We start from the raw sequence: 15,261 nt of genomic DNA on the forward strand, positions 1-15,261 counted from the left end.
TTCAAAAAAATTCACGCGTTACCTCACTCCAATCACACAGGCATCATTTAATTTTAGGCTGTTTTATCCGCCTTTAAATCAAGTCCCTTTGCAAAACTATTTTGTTGCTTCAACTGGCTGAAATTTTGGAAAAAACCGTTAGGCGATCGCGTCCCTGCTCCTTAGAAATATACAGAGCCTGATCACACTCAGTAATAAACCCACCAATCGTTTTATCTACGCTGGGAATAAGAGAGTGAACCCCAAGGCTAATACTGACAATATTTTTCACATCAGATGCGCGATGTTCAATCCCTAAAGCCTGCACTTCTTTAAGGATACGGTTCGCCACAACCCTAGCTTCCTCAATACCGGCATTGGGCAAAATCACCGCAATTTCTTCGCCGCCGTAACGTGCCGGTAGATCCCGGGCAAGCACAACACTTTGTTTAACCGCTTGAGCTACAGCGTAAAGACAATGGTCACCCATATGATGGCCATAGTAATCGTTATAACGCTTGAAACAATCAATATCACCAAGGATCAAACCGAGTGGTTTCTTGGCTTTCAGACAGTCTTCCCAAGCTTTATCGAGATATTCATCAAAGCGACGGCGATTGGGAATTTGGGTCAAGCTGTCAACGATCGCCAGTTCTCCCAGTTTATGGTTAGCGACGATTAGTTCTTGATTTGCTCTTTCTAGGTCGGTGCGTAGCATTCTAGACTCAAGTAAGGCTAATTCGAGGTCTTTCATCGCTTGCTTGAGAGTGCGATTTTTCGTTTCAAGATTGAGACGTAGCTCCTGAAGTTCTAATTGGCATTTCACCCGGGCAAGCACTTCATTTTCATCGAAGGGTTTGGGGATATAGTCCACAGCACCGAGACCAAAGGCTTTGACCTTATCTTTCGTTGTATTGAGAGCACTGATAAAAATGACAGGAATTGAAGTAGTTGTACCATCAGCTTTAAGCTGGCGGCAGACTTCATAGCCACTCATATCTGGCATTTGAATATCGAGCAAAATCAGATCTGGTGGCTGTTTCACGATGGACTGTAGCGCCATTGAGCCGTTAATTGCTTTTCTTACTTTGTAATTTTGCCGCGTCAAAAGCTCAGATAACAAACGCAAATTATTGGGTGTGTCATCAACAATCAAAATTGATGCTTTGTAATCGCTCATTAGTTCCATGTAGATTTATGTTTTCTACTGATTTTTCCCTAGGACGTTTGCAACAAAGTTTTTATTGGGGCTATTGTTTCGGCTATTTTCGATTAGTTATATTTCTGTAGTTATATTCCTGACGATGTCTTTAGCTTCAGGGGAGATGATACGCACTTTTTTCAGGATTTTTCATGGTAAAGCAGTTGTGGAACGCGAAACGTTTAGACATTCGGCTCTGGGAACCGGAACGGGATGCGATCGCCGCCCATCAGATCTATGGCGATCCGGCAGTTATGCAATTTATCCGCGAGCCTTCTCCAAATTTAGCGGCCACTATCGAAACGCTGCAGCGCTACCGAAATCTAACGTTACAGGGAAAACAGGGAACTGGGGCTTGGGCTGTCATTGAAAAAGACACGGCTCAACCCATTGGCACCATCTTGTTAGTTGAGTTGGCAGATAATAACGGCGATCGCCGTACCGGAAAAATCGAAATTGGTTGGCATTTTCGGCAAGCAAGCTGGGGGCAAGGTTTTGCCTTTGAAGCAGCGACTTGTCTATTAAATTATGGTTTTAACGTTTTAAAGTTACCGATTATTTACGCGGTATTGCGGGAAGATAATTGGCGATCGCGGCGGCTAGCAGAGCGCTTACAGATGTCTCCTCTAGGTAAAACTAAAGAATTTTACAATACTGAACTTTTACTGTTTGAATTAGCCGCGAAAACTGTGATCAAGTCAAACTAGTTATTGAATCGGGTTGTGGACAGTGACCAGTTTTGTACCATCGGGAAATGTCGCCTCTACCTGAACTTCGTCCACCATCTCCGGCACACCTTCCATCACCTCATCCCGTGACAGCCAAGTTTGGCCTTCACTCATCAGCTCGGAGACCATCTTTCCTTCCCGTGCCCCTTCAAGAATTGCGGCGGAGATATAGGCAACGGCTTCGGGATAATTTAGCTTTAAACCCTTGTCTTTGCGTCGTTCTGCGACTAGGGCAGCAGTAAAAATGAGGAGCTTATCTTTTTCCTGTGGCGAAAGTTGCATGGCTTAATCTGACAACAAATGTGACGTGCTCTCAGTCTACCGCGCCTTGCCAAAAGAGAATGTTAAGTAACCTGAGCTTCGGTTAAGCTGCGTTTGTGCTGACACGGAGATAGGGTGAAGGGGGAGAAACGGCGAGCAAATTGCAACGCGGACAAATACCTGATAACTCAGAATTTTTTTTGGTTTTAAAGGCGACTACAAAAACAAATATCTCCGCGTCACTTTATCTCCGCATCACCGCGTCCTATTTGTCAGACTGCGTCGAAATTCTACGGGACGGGCGATCGCCCTTTAAAGCACTTTCCTTGTCTCTCATCCTGTAGGGGAATTATGATTAACAGCAAGTTGTCTTAGGGGAGTTTTTTCAATGGTTACAATGACGCCAAAGAGCGCGATTTTACTTCTACTGGCCTGTGTCAGTGCGATCGCCGCTGTGGGTTGTGTATTTGAGCTGAGTTATGGAGAGCCTGATTTAGGTTTCGGTACAACTCAACTCATTTTGGCTGGTAGCGTTCCGGTTACTGTGATTTCCTTTGTTTTAGCCGTTATGGATGCCCGTCGCGCTAATCAAGAATAAAAACATTAAATAGCGTGATGTTTATACGGTTGAGACCAGTCTTAGCCGTTATAAATAACGGGGCGGAGTGATCCGTCTTTCATTTTTTCTTGGGTTTTGTTTTAGGGCGATCGCAATGGCACAAATTGGCAAAATACGACAAATTTCCACAGGCGGCGTAGCAGTTGGCCTATTGTCAGACGTGGAGCTAGCCGCCGGACAAGAGCTTGTGTTTGGTCGCGAACCCAGTTGCCACATTGCCCTAGAGCCTAATCTCTATACGGTCGTTTCCCGTCGCCATGCCCTTTTAAAACAAAGTCCTGATGGTTGGGAAATCACTGATCTTGGCAGCGCCAATGGCACATTTATCAACGGCAAACAAATTTATTCGCCCCAGATCCTCCAGGTCGGCGATCGCCTGATGTTAGGCGACAACGGTCCCGAATTTATTTTTGAAATAATCCCCTCAGTCCAGGCCGCAACAGTTGCCTCACCCATTCCAACGCCCCAAGTTTCAAATCCTTCGGGTGCAAACCCTAGTAGTGATTCCCAAGTCGTTACCCTGTCCCAACTTTTCCCCATTGCAGGCTCCGGCAAAGACCTCTCCCACAAGGGTTATTTAATTCCCGGCATCCTCACCGTCATTTGCGTCGTTTTAATGTTTGCATCCATCGGGGAACCAGTCTTTTTTAATCTGCTGCTGTCCACCTACATTGCAGGCGCTGCCTTTTACTACATCTATCGCCTCTGCGGTAAACGCAAAGCTTGGTGGGTTTTAATCGGCTCGGCTTTTTTAACCATGCTGATGTTGGTGACACCCGTCGTGAATTTGTTTATTTTTGTCTTTCGCGAGATCTTACCCGGTGGACTCTACGAAGATAGTGGCATTTTTGCCTTATTTATCGGCATGTTTTTCGGAGCCGGGCTGATGGAAGAAATCCTTAAAGCGATTCCGATCTTTGTGGCAATGTTCATCGGCAATAAATTCAAATCCGTCAAACGGCGCGAAAAAATCGGTGTCACCGAACCCCTCGACGGCATTTTGCTCGGTACAGCTTCGGCAGTGGGCTTTACCCTCGTCGAAACCCTAGGACAATATGTGCCAAATATTGTGAATGAAGTCTCAATGCAAGCTGACATCAGCACTGGCGAATTGCTGGGGCTACAACTTCTGATTCCCCGCATCCTAGGATCTGTGGCTGGACATATAGCCTATAGCGGCTATTTTGGTTATTTTATTGGCCTCAGCGTCCTCAAGCCTGCGAAAAAGTGGACAATCTTCATCGTTGGTTGTCTGACTTCATCTTTGCTCCACGCGCTGTGGAATACTGTCGGTTCCTACAGTAGTTTGTTGCTGGCTGTTGTCGGAGTCTTTTCCTATGCGTTTTTAGCGGCGGCAATCCTAAAAGCTCGCACCCTTTCCCCCACAAGATCTGACAATTTTGCCACCCGCATTGCTCGATAATTCTATTTAACAAAAAGTGATCAAAACTCGGCGATCGCCCCATAGATTTAATTCGGCTATGCTTCGGTGCAGGGAATTGTCATAATAGTATTTACAAAAGTTCACTTTCCCTAGACGTTATGGCAGACCAACTGATTCGCGGTACAGCAGCCGACAATGGCATACGAGTCGTCGGTGTTATCACCACCAAACTCACCCAAGAAGCACGCGATCGCCATAAGCTGTCCTACGTCGCCACAGCAGCCCTCGGACGAACCATGGCATCGGCATTACTGATTTCGTCCAGCATGAAAAAGCAGGGGTCTAGAATTAACCTCCGCATCAAAGGTGATGGCCCCCTCGGTGGCTTACTTGTCGATGCAGGGCCCGACGGTACAGTACGCGGCTATGTCCAGAATCCGAGCGTTGAATTACCGCCCAATAGCAAAGGAAAACTCGATGTTGGCGGGGCAGTGGGTAAAGGTTTTTTGTATGCCGTGAAAGACTTTGGCCATGGCTATCCCTACTCCAGTACCGTTGAATTAGTGTCTGGCGAAATTGGCGATGATGTCACCCATTACCTAGCCACTTCAGAGCAAACGCCTTCTGCCCTCGTCCTCGGTGTATTTGTCGGTTCTGAAGGGGTGACCGCCGCTGGTGGCATCCTTTTACAAATTCTCCCTAAGGCCGCCCGTGACGAAACCCTTGTCACCAAGCTCGAAAGTCGTCTTGGCACTTTGTCTGGCTTTACGCCATTGCTCCAACAGGGTAAGTCTTTACATGATATTTTTCAGGATCTCCTCGGAGATGAAGGGCTCCATATTTTCCCTGAAACTCAAATGGTTCGCTTTGACTGTGGTTGTACCTTTGACCGCATGATGGGCGCGTTAAAGATGCTCGGTAAAGACGAACTTCAGGACATGATCGAAAAAGATGGGGGCGCTGAGGCAACTTGTAATTTCTGCAATGAGGTTTACCATGCTGATGTGGATCATCTCAGTGGCTTGATTTCTGAGCTAGATCAACAGGAAGCCTAGGAGGCGATCGCCGCCCGAAATTGTTAGAGAGCTTAGTTGAGATGCAGAAAACTATCTAAACTGTTAGCCACCTTCGGCGGATAGCGACGAATATTGCGGATCCAGTTGAGATCTTTGTAGCGTTTGTCGAGACCATTGGCAGACACCCAATTACTTTCTGCCTCACCAAATTGTTTATTGCCCCACAGCATAGCCGTTAGAGCAACCCTTGCATCGGCAAACAGCGGGTATTTACGAACCACACTTTTCATCCGCTGGATACCTTTATCGACATCGCCATTTTGGTAGAGGGCAAGGGCATAGCTTTCGGCTGCCCAAGCAAAACGGGGGTCAAGCTCGGTTGCTTTTTCGTAATCTTTCACAGCCTGTTCCCAGTTACCGAGGCTGCCGTAGGCATTTCCGCGATTGTGGTAGGCGATCGCCTCGTCAGGATCTAGTTCAATGGCTTTGTTGTAATCATCGATGGCAGCTTGAAATTGCTGTTTTTGCTCAAGGATGGCCCCACGGTTAAAGTAGGGATCAACTTCGTCGGGAGCAAGGCGCACAGCTTCGTTTAAATCTTCGAGCGCCTCATCAAAATTGCTCATACTGGCACGGGTATTACCACGGTTACTCCAGAGGGCAGGGTTACCGGGAAATTCCTTAATGAGCTCTGACCAAATCTTTTCCGCCGTAAATAAATCCCCCTGTTTGGCCGCTTGCACCGCTTCACGGGTGAGGCGATCGCCGCGCCAATAATCATCTTCGGTCATGGCCGTTGCAGGGGAGGCCTGTAAACCTAACCACAGCAATAGCCCACATATCAAACAGAGTATTCCCCGCATCGCTTTTTGTCCGTCTGAAATAACCACTGATTTAGGATAACCTGCCTCGCCATTGGATTTCAGCGACAGGCCAAAAATCTGGTCGTCCATTACCGAGCGATTCGTACTAGGGTATGGAAGAAATTTGCGCGGCATTTGGGTCATGGTCACGGTTAAGGTTCACGACAAGATTTTTGAAAATATTACAGGCATTATTTTTGACAAAGATGGCACATTATCCGACTCCCACAGTTTCCTTAAACAGTTAGCCCAAAAACGCGCTCGATTAGTGGATGCCCAGGTTCCGGGAGTTGGTGAGCCGTTGCTAATGTCCTTTGGCATGCTCGATGGCGATCTTGACCCAGCCGGACTTTTAGCAGTCGGTAGTAATCAAGAAAACGCGATCGCCGCCGCCGCTTACATTGCAGAAACGGGGCGCAGTTGGTTTGACTCATTAGAAATCGCCAAAAAAGCCTTTGAAGAAGCAGAAAGTGTTTTAGGTGATCGCAGTGGTACTTCGCCTTTATTTACAGGGAGTTTAGAAGTTTTGAAATTCTGCCACGATGCCGGATTAAAGCTGGGCATTCTTTCCATGGATAACACGGCTAACGTGGAAAAATTTGTGGAGATGTATCACCTCGAAGATTTTATCCAATTAAAGATGGGTGCAGAATTTGGTCTTAAACCAGACCCGAATTTATTTATTACCGCCTGCGCCAAATTGGGCACAAAACCGAGCCAAACATTAATGGTAGGCGACGCGCCGGGGGATATTCAGATGGCGAAGAATGCTGGTGCTGGGGGTTCAGTGGGAATTTGTTGGGGAAACGCGACGGCGGCGCATCTTGAGGGGGCAGATGTGGCGATCGCCTCATTAGATGAGATTCAAATCGTCTAAACGTTCTTTGCTGTTTGCTTTTCGCTAGGATTAAAGTGAGTAATCAAACCGCTAATTTCACGATGTTCTGAAGACGACAATGGAATTAATTAAAGCTAATCAGATTTCTCTAGATTCAACTCAGCTGTACGAACGTTTAGCGACTAGTAAAGATCTCATTAGTGACTTTTGTCGAAATTGGCAGATCACTCAACTGGCTATTTTTGGCTCGGTGTTAAGAAATGATTTTAGATCTGATAGCGATGTCGATTTTTTGATTGTGCTCAGTGACAATACGCACCTCAGTTTCTCTGAATTTTTGGACTTAGAAGAGCAGCTCAGCAACTTGGTCAAACGAGATGTCGATATTATTTTTGTAAACGATCTCGAAAGAAGTGAGAATTGGATTCGTCGCAAACATATTCTCGAAACAGCAACGGTGATTTATGAATCGTGATCAAGCCTCCTTGCTGGATGCCCTAATTTTCTCAAAGCGTATTCTCACGTTCACGGCAGGTATGGATAAATCTGTGTTTGCAGACGACCTTAAAACCCAAGCAGCTGTTCTCTACGAAATTTCAGTTCTGGGAGAAGCATTAGGACGCATTTCCAAAGAATTCCGCCAAGCACATTCAGAGATTCCCTACAGAAAAGTTATTGCCATGCGTAATAAACTCGTCCATGAATACGATGGTGTTAATTTAGATTTGGTGTGGGATGTTGTTCAAAATGATATTTCGGAATTAATCGAACTCATTTCGCCTCTTGTTCCTGAAAAGCCTGAAACATGAATAATCAAAATTGTAAAAACACTAGCGCTATGGCGATCGCCGCATTGGATGCGCTACAAATTGTCTAGGTGTGGTGAGAGGTTTCCATGAAAGTTTGGCTAACAAGCGTTGCAGTTCTCTTTGTATTAGTGCAACTGTTCCAATCCATTAAAGGATTTTTTGTGCCATTACCGATTTATATTTTGGCTGGGGCGTTTTTGGCGATCGCCTCCAACTACGACAAAGGCATTATTCCAAAGTTTAAAACAGACGATCCGGTAGACCAATCTACTGATGCGAAGTCTTAAGGGAAAGGATTTGAGCTCAACTCGACCCTTACAATAGGGGGATTCGGATATGAGTTTAAAACAATCGCTTTAGACAAAGAACGGACAATCATGAAACTTCGATACTGGGTCATTCTCGGCAGCACCTTCTTCTTCACCCAAACACCCCTCGCTGCGGAAATTAAAGGGCAGTCAACTCTTCCACAATTACCGCTAGCAATCGCTCAAAATGAAAGCGAACCAGTAGAGCCTGCTACAGAGAAGAATCCTTCTACAACAGAAGTGAGCGACACAGCACGTCTCGAAGCAATTCAGTTTTATAACGATGGTGTTGATAAACTGACCAGCGGTGATTTTAATGGGGCGATCGCCGCCTTTACCGCCTCCCTCGAACTTGACCCAACCGATGCTGATGCATTTTATAATCGCGGCTATAGCCACCATGTTTTAGGGGATTTTCAAGCAGCCTTTGACGACTACGGCCAAGCGACAGAGCTCAATCCCGAATTTGCCGATGCCTACGGCAACCGTTGCTACGCAGCCTATTTATTAAAAAACTACGATGCGGCTCTAGAAAATTGTGAAGCGGCGATCGCCCTCACCCAAGCTAACCCAGACTTTTTTATCAATCGCGGCAATACCTACGACGACCTAGCCGTCATCGCTTCAGAAAATGGCAACACCACACTAGCAAGCCAACACCACGAACAGGCGATCGCTGATTATGACACCGCTATTAGCCTTCAGCCAGACCATGCCAAGGCCTATTACAACCGCGCCCTAGCCTACAATCGCATTAGTGACCACCAGGCCGCCGTTCGCGACTACAATGCCAGCATTGAACGCCGCAGCGACTTTGCCGAAGCCTACTTCAACCGCGGTATTTCCCACTATCAACTAGACAACACAGAACAGGCGATCGCCGACCTTACCAAAGCCGCAGAAATTTTCGGCCAACAAAACCAAATCGAGAACCAAGCCCAAGCCCTCGAACTCCTCGATACCATCCAGCCCTAACAAAAACCGAAGGCCTCCGATAAAATAGCAAGTAAATATTGTTAACAATCGTGGCGCACCCTAAGATAAATAAATTGTCGAGCCACACCAAGGAGAATAGAAAAGCGCATGGGTAGAGTAGTCGGCATCGATCTCGGAACAACTAATTCCGTTGTCGCAGTAATGGAAGGCAGCAAACCCATTGTTATTGCCAACTCAGAAGGCACAAGAACAACCCCATCCGTCGTTGGCTTCAACAAAGACGGCGAACTCCTTGTCGGGCAAATGGCTCGGCGACAATCAGTCCTCAATCCCCAGAACACCTACTACGGTGTCAAACGCTTTATGGGGAGACGATACGCAGAACTAACCCCAGAATCAAAACAAGTTCCCTACACCATCCGCCGCACCGAAGAAGACACCATTAAAATTCGTTGTCCCCGCCTCCGCCAAGAATTTGCCGCCGAAGAAATCTCCGCAAAAATTATTCGCCGCCTAGCAGACGAAGCCGAACGTTACCTAGGCGAAGAAGTTACCGGAGCCGTGATCACCGTGCCCGCCTACTTCAACGATTCCCAACGCCAAGCCACCCGCGATGCCGGACGCATTGCTGGCCTAGAAGTACTCCGGATTCTCAATGAACCGACAGCAGCCGCTCTAGCCTACGGCCTCGAACAAAAAGAAAGCTCTTCCATTCTTGTCTTTGACCTAGGAGGCGGCACCTTCGACGTGTCCGTCCTTGAAGTGGGCGACGGCATCTTCGAAGTCAAATCCACCAGTGGCGATACCCAGCTTGGTGGTAATGACTTTGATCGCAAAATTGTCGATTGGCTAGCAGAACAGTTCCTCGAAGCCGAAGGCATTGATCTCCGCAAAGACCGTCAGTCATTACAGCGCCTCACCGAAGCAGCAGAAAAAGCAAAAATTGAGCTGTCTGGCGTTACAACGACGGAAATTAATCTTCCCTTTATTACCGCCACAGAGGATGGCCCAAAGCATTTAGAAACCCAGCTTGACCGTGCCACCTTTGAAAGTCTTAGTGGCGAATTAGTTAGCCGCCTACGCCGTCCCATTAAACGTGCGTTACAGGATGCGGGCATTAGTCCGGTACAAATCCGAGAAGTTGTCCTTGTGGGCGGCTCTACGCGTATTCCGCTGGTGCAGGGTTTAGTGCGGAGCTTTATTGACCGGGAGCCAAACCAAAATGTCAATCCCGATGAAGTCGTGGCAGTGGGTGCGGCGATTCAGGCGGGCATTCTTGGGGGCGAAGTTAAGGATATTCTTTTGCTCGATGTAACACCCCTTTCCCTTGGTCTAGAAACCATTGGTGGGGTAATGAAAAAGCTCATTCCGAGAAATACCACTATTCCAGTCCGGCGCTCTGACATTTTTTCCACTGGCGAAAATAATCAAACAGTCGTTGAAATTCACGTGATGCAGGGTGAGCGGGAAATGGCGCAGGGAAATAAATCCCTTGGTCGGTTTAAATTAACGGGTATTCCTCCAGCACCTCGCGGTGTGCCTCAAGTTCAGGTGTCCTTTGATATTGATGCCAATGGTATTTTGCAGGTGGCGGCACGGGATAAAACCACTGGTCGTGAGCAAAGTATTACGGTACAGGGTTCTTCGACGCTGACTGATGCTGAAGTGAACCGGATGATGCAAAATGCGGAACAGTTTGCCCAGCAGGATCGTGAGCGCCGTGAAAAAGTCGAAAAGCGTAATCGGGCCAAGGCGTTAACGGATCAGGCTTCGAGAAGATTAAAGGAAGTTACCCTTGATTTTGGTAGTCAGTTTGCTAGCTACTATCGCCGTCGTATTGAAAGCTTATCCCAAGAAATTTTGGAAGGCCTCAAGCAAAATGACGATCGCCGCCTAGATCGTGCCCAGGCAGATTTACAGGATGCTTTGTATGAGCTGAACCGCGAAGTGCGGATGCAATACGAAGATGAGGATGAATCCTTCTTTAGCACCATCAAGAAAACTTTTATTGGTGACGATGAGGATGATGACTATTATTATGATTCTCGTCAGGCTTCGCGACCCGGTTCTGGTGGTTATAGCACAGGTTATGGGGCAGGACGTGGCGATTATGACTATGATGAACCGCGGCAGCCCCAGCGCAATCAAGGCTATGAGTATGATCGGCGATCGCCCCAAAGACAGCAGCCCCCTGGCCGGGATTATAACTATGGGGCAGCCAATCCACCGCGCCAAAACTACAGTGGCAATCAACCGACTAATGACAACAGTTATGGCAATGGTGCAGCGCCGCGCCGTCGCCCAGCAGATCGTCCAGACCCCCGTCGCCCCAAGCCTTCTGCGAGAGACCCCTACGAACAAAGAAATGTCTCCCGCAAGTACTACAGCGAAGGTAAAGGTCGCAATATTCCCTACGAAAATGACTGGGATGAAGATGACGAGTGGTTTTAAACCCTTGTTTTCGGAGTTAATTCCGGCATAATGAACAACACATAACTTAATCGTGCGTCATTCTATCTGGAGAGCTCTCTCTACTCTGTCGCCTAAATATGAACAATTTGCGTAACTATTATGAAATTTTAGGCGTTCCTCGGAATGCTTCGAGTGATGAGATTAAGCAGGCATTTCGTCGATTAGCGCGTCGCTATCACCCTGATGTCAATCCGGGCGATAAGGTTGCTGAGGAAAAATTTAAGGACATCAATGAGGCCTACGAAATTCTCTCCGATGATGGGCGGCGATCGCAATACGACCAGTTCAGTCGCGCCGTAGGCAATAAATACAGCCGTCCCGGTTTTAGTCGTACACCCAACCGTAATAAGCGCAACGATTTTAGTCAGTTCGCCAATATTGGCAGCGTGAATCCCTTTGGCGATAAGAAACGTCAAACAACTCAGCAAACCCAAGCCCGTGTTAGGACGAGCAATTACGACGATTACCGTCCCGGCACAACCAAAACCACAAAAGTTGCCACACCAAAGCCACCATCTAGGCGTGATGTGGAAGCACGGTTAACGCTCCCCCTTGAAAAGGCCTATCGGGGTGGTCGTGAAAGAATTCGTCTAGAAGATGGGCGATCGCTGGAAGTAGAGATGCCTCCCCATATGGTGGATGGGCAACGCATTCGGCTGCGGAACCAAGGCATTAATGGCGGCGATCTTTATCTCAAAATCACGGTGGCGCGTCACCCATTTTTTGATATCCAAGGCGCAGATATTTATTGCCAATTACCCCTAAGCCCGACTGAAGCGATTTTGGGTGGTTCCATCGAGATTCCGACCATTGATGGTCTAGTCAAAATGACTGTGCCCAACGGCGTAAAAGCTGGGCAAAGACTACGTTTGGCAAATAAAGGCTATCCCCGCAGTTCTGGAAATCGTGGTGATCAGTTTGTGGAAGTACAAATTGTCTTGCCCGTGGAAATCACGCCTGAAGAAAAAGCTTTGTATGAAAAATTGCGGGAAGTGGAAAGTTTTAATCCGCGCAAAGATATTTACCAGTATTCCTAAATGCTTAATCAGGGCTGGATTTATGGCGATCGCCCCAAACGTTGCCATGTCGGTTTAACGGTACTGGATTTTTATAGTCAAAATTATCGCCATTCCAGTCGTACAAAATGGTCAGAACGCATCGCTCAAGGGCAAATTTTTGTCGATGGGCAACCTGCCAAAGCAGAACAACTTATAGAAAAAAATCAACGGCTTGCCTACCACCGCGAACCTTGGGAAGAGCCAGACGCACCGTTAGATTATGAGATTGTTCACGCAGAAGAAGATTTTTTGATTATTGATAAACCCTCTGGATTACCTGTATTACCCGGCGGTTTTTTTCTGGAAAATACGCTACTCCATCAGCTCCGCAAGCATTTTCCGAATGAAACGCCTATTCCAATTCATCGCTTGGGGCGAGGTACATCCGGACTCATGATCCTAGGGCGATCGCCCCTCGGCAAACAGCACTTGAGCCAGCAAATCCGCCTACACAAAATCACCAAGATTTACCGTGCCCTCATTCCCGCAGGCGACTATCCAGACCAGCTCACCATTACCACCCCCATCGGTAAAGTCCCCCATCCAGTTATTGGTAAACTCCACGCCGTTCATCCCGAGGGCAAACCGTCCCACAGTGAAATGACCGTACTCGAACGCCATCCCGAAACATCTTTAGTCGCAGTCAATATTAAAACGGGACGACCTCACCAAATTCGCATTCACATGGCGGCGATCGGTTTTCCACTACTCGGCGATCCACTCTATGCACCAGGTGGTCTGCCAAAAATCGCTACTCCTCCTGAAAAAACAGCTTTACCCGGCGATTGTGGCTATTTCTTGCACGCCACTGAACTCAAGTTTCTTCATCCAAAAACCCTAAAAACACAGTCGTTTTACAGCCCGCCGCAGTTCAACTCTCAAGAAATCGCCGAGAAATTTCGGAAAACATGAGCGATCGCCGAAGAAATTCGTCCAGAATTGTAACTACAATGTAATTACTTTTTGCAATTAAAAGACTATGAGCGAAGCTATCAAAACACGCCTCGTCAAAATTGGGAATTCCCAAGGGATCCGGATTCCAAAACTTTTGTTGGAGCAAAGTGGTATTCGCGATGATGTGGAAATCCAAGTGTATGAAGGCCAACTGATTATTCGTCCGGTGAAGTCAGTTCGTGAGGGATGGGAAGATGCGTTTCAAACAATGCACGACAACCGGGATGACGCTCTAGTAGACGAAGTGACAGAAACACTTTGGGAGTCCGATGAATGGGAATGGCAGTAAATCGGTTTGATGTTTTTCTCGTGAACCTTGATCCCACAGTTGGCAGTGAAATCAAAAAAACACGTCCTTGCCTCATTATTTCTCCAGATGAGATGAACCGAAAAATTGCAACAGTGATTATTGCGCCGATGACGACCAGAGGTCGCACCTACCCAACCCGTGTTAGCTGTAGGTTTCAAGGAAAAAGTGGACAAATTATTCTTGATCAAATTAGAACAATCGATAAAACTCGCCTAGTTAAGAAACTAGGTAAAATTACGACGACGACCCAACAACAGGTGCTATCGATTCTTGCTGAATTATTTGCACCATAAACAAACTCATCGAAACCTTTCAGGGTCGATAGAATAAATGCTGGATAAATCAATATTTAAACTTCATGGCAGACATCAAAATCGGGATTATCGGTGGTAGCGGACTCTACAAAATGGAAGCGCTACAGGACGTTGAAGAGATTGCGATAGAAACTCCATTTGGTGACCCCAGCGACAAATTTGTAACGGGAACCCTTGATGGCACACCAGTCGTTTTCTTACCTCGCCACGGTCGCGGCCACCATCTTTTACCCACAGAACTCCCTTTTCGCGCCAATATCTATGCCCTGAAAACTCTCGGTGTTGAATACATTATTTCGGCCTCTGCGGTAGGTTCCCTTAAGGCAGAATGTAAGCCTGTTGATATGGTGATTCCGGATCAGTTTATTGATCGCACCCGCCACCGCACTGACACTTTTTTCGGAGAAGGGATTGTCGCTCACATTGCTTTCGGTGATCCGATTTGCCTAGACCTAGCAAAAGTCTTGGGAGATGCGGTCGAAGAATCAAAGTTAGAAGGTGTGGATTTGCATCGCGGTGGAACTTATATATGTATGGAAGGCCCGGCATTTTCGACAAAAGCCGAGTCAAATCTCTACCGGAGCTGGGGCGCAAGTATTATCGGCATGACCAATCTTCAGGAAGCAAAATTGGCACGGGAAGCAGAAATCGCCTATGCCACTCTGGCTTTAGTGACAGACTATGATTGCTGGCATCCGGATCACGATAGTGTGACGGTTGAAATGGTGATCGGCAATCTCCAGAAAAATGCGATGAATGCTCAAAAAGTAATTCGTTCAGTCGTGGCAAAACTCGCGACGAACCCACCAAAATCTGTTGCCCACGATGCATTAAAGTACGCAATCCTCACACCAAAGGACAATGTTCCTGATGAGACGAAAACAAAGCTTGCGGCAATTCTCAGTAAATATTTTGATTAATGTTTTTTGATTAATGTTTCTTTGGGGCGGCGATCGCCCAACAGGAAACCAAAGCAGATTGACAGCAAAACTCATCCCAAAAGCCTTGCAATATATAGGCTTAGATTTTAGGTGTTCACTGCCTAAGTAACGTCAGTTATGGATAAGAATGTAGCCAAAATTCTTTAGAGAAGAGGAGACACAGAGAGGGAAAGACACGGGGAAGCAACGAAAATTTGCATTTTTTGAAAGCTAGTAGGATTGTTTGCATAGAAACATCTCCCGATCTCTCGCTCTCCCATTCACCGCGTC

The 15,261-nt window shown here is 47.0% G+C and carries 18 protein-coding genes; 15 read left to right on the plus strand and 3 right to left on the minus strand.

Annotation, left to right across the window (positions count from 1 at the left end; all coding sequences use genetic code 11):
• Window positions 1–109: 109 nt before the first annotated feature.
• Window positions 110–1,159 carry a diguanylate cyclase domain-containing protein gene (locus NIES208_RS10655; protein WP_225875295.1) on the minus strand — a complete coding sequence of 350 codons (1,050 nt, stop codon included), beginning with the start codon at window positions 1,157–1,159 and terminating at the stop codon, window positions 110–112.
• A gap of 173 nt (window positions 1,160–1,332) precedes the next feature.
• Here NIES208_RS10655 and NIES208_RS10660 point away from each other — a divergent pair, with 173 nt between their 5' ends.
• Window positions 1,333–1,887, plus strand: coding sequence for a GNAT family N-acetyltransferase (locus NIES208_RS10660; RefSeq protein WP_075892546.1), 555 nt, complete (start codon window positions 1,333–1,335; stop codon window positions 1,885–1,887).
• On the opposite strand, the gene ureA is transcribed toward NIES208_RS10660, so the two are convergent.
• Window positions 1,888–2,190 carry an urease subunit gamma gene (gene ureA, locus NIES208_RS10665; RefSeq protein ID WP_075892548.1) on the minus strand — a complete coding sequence of 101 codons (303 nt, stop codon included), beginning with the start codon at window positions 2,188–2,190 and terminating at the stop codon, window positions 1,888–1,890. It lies immediately after the preceding gene.
• Window positions 2,191–2,566: 376 nt separating this feature from the next.
• On the opposite strand from ureA, the gene NIES208_RS10670 reads away from it, so the two are divergent.
• The 3 genes from NIES208_RS10670 to hslO all read left to right on the plus strand — a co-directional run bounded on the left by NIES208_RS10670 (window position 2,567) and on the right by hslO (window position 5,227).
• Entirely contained in the window at window positions 2,567–2,767 is a 201-nt protein-coding gene (locus NIES208_RS10670) for a hypothetical protein (protein WP_075892550.1), read from the plus strand.
• Window positions 2,768–2,882: 115 nt separating this feature from the next.
• Window positions 2,883–4,211, plus strand: coding sequence for a PrsW family glutamic-type intramembrane protease (locus tag NIES208_RS10675; protein ID WP_084176601.1), 1,329 nt, complete (start codon window positions 2,883–2,885; stop codon window positions 4,209–4,211).
• A gap of 119 nt (window positions 4,212–4,330) precedes the next feature.
• Window positions 4,331–5,227: an Hsp33 family molecular chaperone HslO gene (gene hslO / locus NIES208_RS10680; RefSeq protein ID WP_075892552.1), complete on the plus strand. Its 897-nt coding sequence runs from the start codon at window positions 4,331–4,333 to the stop codon at window positions 5,225–5,227.
• A 32-nt stretch (window positions 5,228–5,259) separates the two neighbouring features.
• Here the strand turns inward: hslO and NIES208_RS10685 are convergent, their stop codons facing one another.
• The gene (locus NIES208_RS10685; RefSeq protein ID WP_235641373.1) at window positions 5,260–6,195 is read right to left on the minus strand and encodes a tetratricopeptide repeat protein; all 936 of its coding nucleotides are present in this window, start codon (window positions 6,193–6,195) and stop codon (window positions 5,260–5,262) included.
• On the opposite strand from NIES208_RS10685, the gene NIES208_RS10690 reads away from it, so the two are divergent.
• From NIES208_RS10690 to NIES208_RS10740, 11 genes are all read left to right on the plus strand, one after another.
• Complete coding sequence (locus NIES208_RS10690) at window positions 6,194–6,928, plus strand: HAD family hydrolase (RefSeq protein WP_075892554.1); 735 nt, start codon at window positions 6,194–6,196, stop codon at window positions 6,926–6,928. The two genes, NIES208_RS10685 and NIES208_RS10690, sit on opposite strands and share 2 nt — an antisense overlap.
• Window positions 6,929–7,007: 79 nt before the next feature.
• Entirely contained in the window at window positions 7,008–7,364 is a 357-nt protein-coding gene (locus tag NIES208_RS10695; RefSeq protein WP_084176602.1) for a nucleotidyltransferase family protein, read from the plus strand.
• The gene (locus NIES208_RS10700; protein ID WP_075892556.1) at window positions 7,354–7,698 is read left to right on the plus strand and encodes a HepT-like ribonuclease domain-containing protein; all 345 of its coding nucleotides are present in this window, start codon (window positions 7,354–7,356) and stop codon (window positions 7,696–7,698) included. Before NIES208_RS10695 ends, NIES208_RS10700 begins: the two co-directional genes overlap by 11 nt.
• 86 nt (window positions 7,699–7,784) lie before the next feature.
• Window positions 7,785–7,985: a hypothetical protein gene (locus NIES208_RS10705; protein WP_075892558.1), complete on the plus strand. Its 201-nt coding sequence runs from the start codon at window positions 7,785–7,787 to the stop codon at window positions 7,983–7,985.
• Between the two features lie 90 nt (window positions 7,986–8,075).
• A complete protein-coding gene (locus NIES208_RS10710; RefSeq protein WP_084176603.1) occupies window positions 8,076–8,981 on the plus strand; it encodes a tetratricopeptide repeat protein in 906 nt (301 codons plus the stop codon).
• Window positions 8,982–9,089: 108 nt separating this feature from the next.
• The gene (gene dnaK, locus NIES208_RS10715; protein WP_075892560.1) at window positions 9,090–11,393 is read left to right on the plus strand and encodes a molecular chaperone DnaK; all 2,304 of its coding nucleotides are present in this window, start codon (window positions 9,090–9,092) and stop codon (window positions 11,391–11,393) included.
• 98 nt (window positions 11,394–11,491) lie between these two features.
• A complete protein-coding gene (locus NIES208_RS10720; protein ID WP_075892562.1) occupies window positions 11,492–12,451 on the plus strand; it encodes a DnaJ C-terminal domain-containing protein in 960 nt (319 codons plus the stop codon).
• The gene (locus tag NIES208_RS10725; protein ID WP_075892564.1) at window positions 12,452–13,384 is read left to right on the plus strand and encodes an RluA family pseudouridine synthase; all 933 of its coding nucleotides are present in this window, start codon (window positions 12,452–12,454) and stop codon (window positions 13,382–13,384) included. It begins immediately after the preceding gene.
• Between the two features lie 67 nt (window positions 13,385–13,451).
• Window positions 13,452–13,715 (plus strand): AbrB/MazE/SpoVT family DNA-binding domain-containing protein, encoded by a 264-nt coding sequence (locus NIES208_RS10730; RefSeq protein ID WP_075892566.1) that lies wholly within the window; start codon window positions 13,452–13,454, stop codon window positions 13,713–13,715.
• Window positions 13,706–14,029: a type II toxin-antitoxin system PemK/MazF family toxin gene (locus tag NIES208_RS10735; RefSeq protein WP_235641374.1), complete on the plus strand. Its 324-nt coding sequence runs from the start codon at window positions 13,706–13,708 to the stop codon at window positions 14,027–14,029. Before NIES208_RS10730 ends, NIES208_RS10735 begins: the two co-directional genes overlap by 10 nt.
• Before the next feature lie 65 nt (window positions 14,030–14,094).
• Complete coding sequence (locus NIES208_RS10740) at window positions 14,095–14,970, plus strand: S-methyl-5'-thioadenosine phosphorylase (RefSeq protein ID WP_075892570.1); 876 nt, start codon at window positions 14,095–14,097, stop codon at window positions 14,968–14,970.
• Window positions 14,971–15,261: the final 291 nt, after the last annotated feature.

It is taken from the genome of [Limnothrix rosea] IAM M-220, from assembly GCF_001904615.1.
Classification (GTDB): domain Bacteria; phylum Cyanobacteriota; class Cyanobacteriia; order Cyanobacteriales; family MRBY01; genus MRBY01.

Excerpts from the sequence above, each read along its gene's own strand:
- NIES208_RS10730 (WP_075892566.1), top strand. The coding sequence starts at position 13,452 with ATGAGCGAAGCTATCAAAACACGCCTCGTCAAAATTGGGAATTCCCAA.
- NIES208_RS10725 (WP_075892564.1), top strand. The coding sequence starts at position 12,452 with ATGCTTAATCAGGGCTGGATTTATGGCGATCGCCCCAAACGTTGCCAT.
- hslO (WP_075892552.1), top strand. The coding sequence starts at position 4,331 with ATGGCAGACCAACTGATTCGCGGTACAGCAGCCGACAATGGCATACGA.
- NIES208_RS10695 (WP_084176602.1), top strand. The coding sequence starts at position 7,008 with ATGGAATTAATTAAAGCTAATCAGATTTCTCTAGATTCAACTCAGCTG.
- NIES208_RS10705 (WP_075892558.1), top strand. The coding sequence starts at position 7,785 with ATGAAAGTTTGGCTAACAAGCGTTGCAGTTCTCTTTGTATTAGTGCAA.
- NIES208_RS10685 (WP_235641373.1), bottom strand. The coding sequence starts at position 6,195 with ATGACCCAAATGCCGCGCAAATTTCTTCCATACCCTAGTACGAATCGC.
- NIES208_RS10710 (WP_084176603.1), top strand. The coding sequence starts at position 8,076 with ATGAAACTTCGATACTGGGTCATTCTCGGCAGCACCTTCTTCTTCACC.
- NIES208_RS10690 (WP_075892554.1), top strand. The coding sequence starts at position 6,194 with ATGGTCACGGTTAAGGTTCACGACAAGATTTTTGAAAATATTACAGGC.
- NIES208_RS10700 (WP_075892556.1), top strand. The coding sequence starts at position 7,354 with ATGAATCGTGATCAAGCCTCCTTGCTGGATGCCCTAATTTTCTCAAAG.
- NIES208_RS10670 (WP_075892550.1), top strand. The coding sequence starts at position 2,567 with ATGACGCCAAAGAGCGCGATTTTACTTCTACTGGCCTGTGTCAGTGCG.
- NIES208_RS10655 (WP_225875295.1), bottom strand. The coding sequence starts at position 1,159 with ATGAGCGATTACAAAGCATCAATTTTGATTGTTGATGACACACCCAAT.
- dnaK (WP_075892560.1), top strand. The coding sequence starts at position 9,090 with ATGGGTAGAGTAGTCGGCATCGATCTCGGAACAACTAATTCCGTTGTC.
- NIES208_RS10675 (WP_084176601.1), top strand. The coding sequence starts at position 2,883 with ATGGCACAAATTGGCAAAATACGACAAATTTCCACAGGCGGCGTAGCA.
- NIES208_RS10660 (WP_075892546.1), top strand. The coding sequence starts at position 1,333 with ATGGTAAAGCAGTTGTGGAACGCGAAACGTTTAGACATTCGGCTCTGG.
- NIES208_RS10740 (WP_075892570.1), top strand. The coding sequence starts at position 14,095 with ATGGCAGACATCAAAATCGGGATTATCGGTGGTAGCGGACTCTACAAA.
- NIES208_RS10735 (WP_235641374.1), top strand. The coding sequence starts at position 13,706 with ATGGCAGTAAATCGGTTTGATGTTTTTCTCGTGAACCTTGATCCCACA.
- ureA (WP_075892548.1), bottom strand. The coding sequence starts at position 2,190 with ATGCAACTTTCGCCACAGGAAAAAGATAAGCTCCTCATTTTTACTGCT.
- NIES208_RS10720 (WP_075892562.1), top strand. The coding sequence starts at position 11,492 with ATGAACAATTTGCGTAACTATTATGAAATTTTAGGCGTTCCTCGGAAT.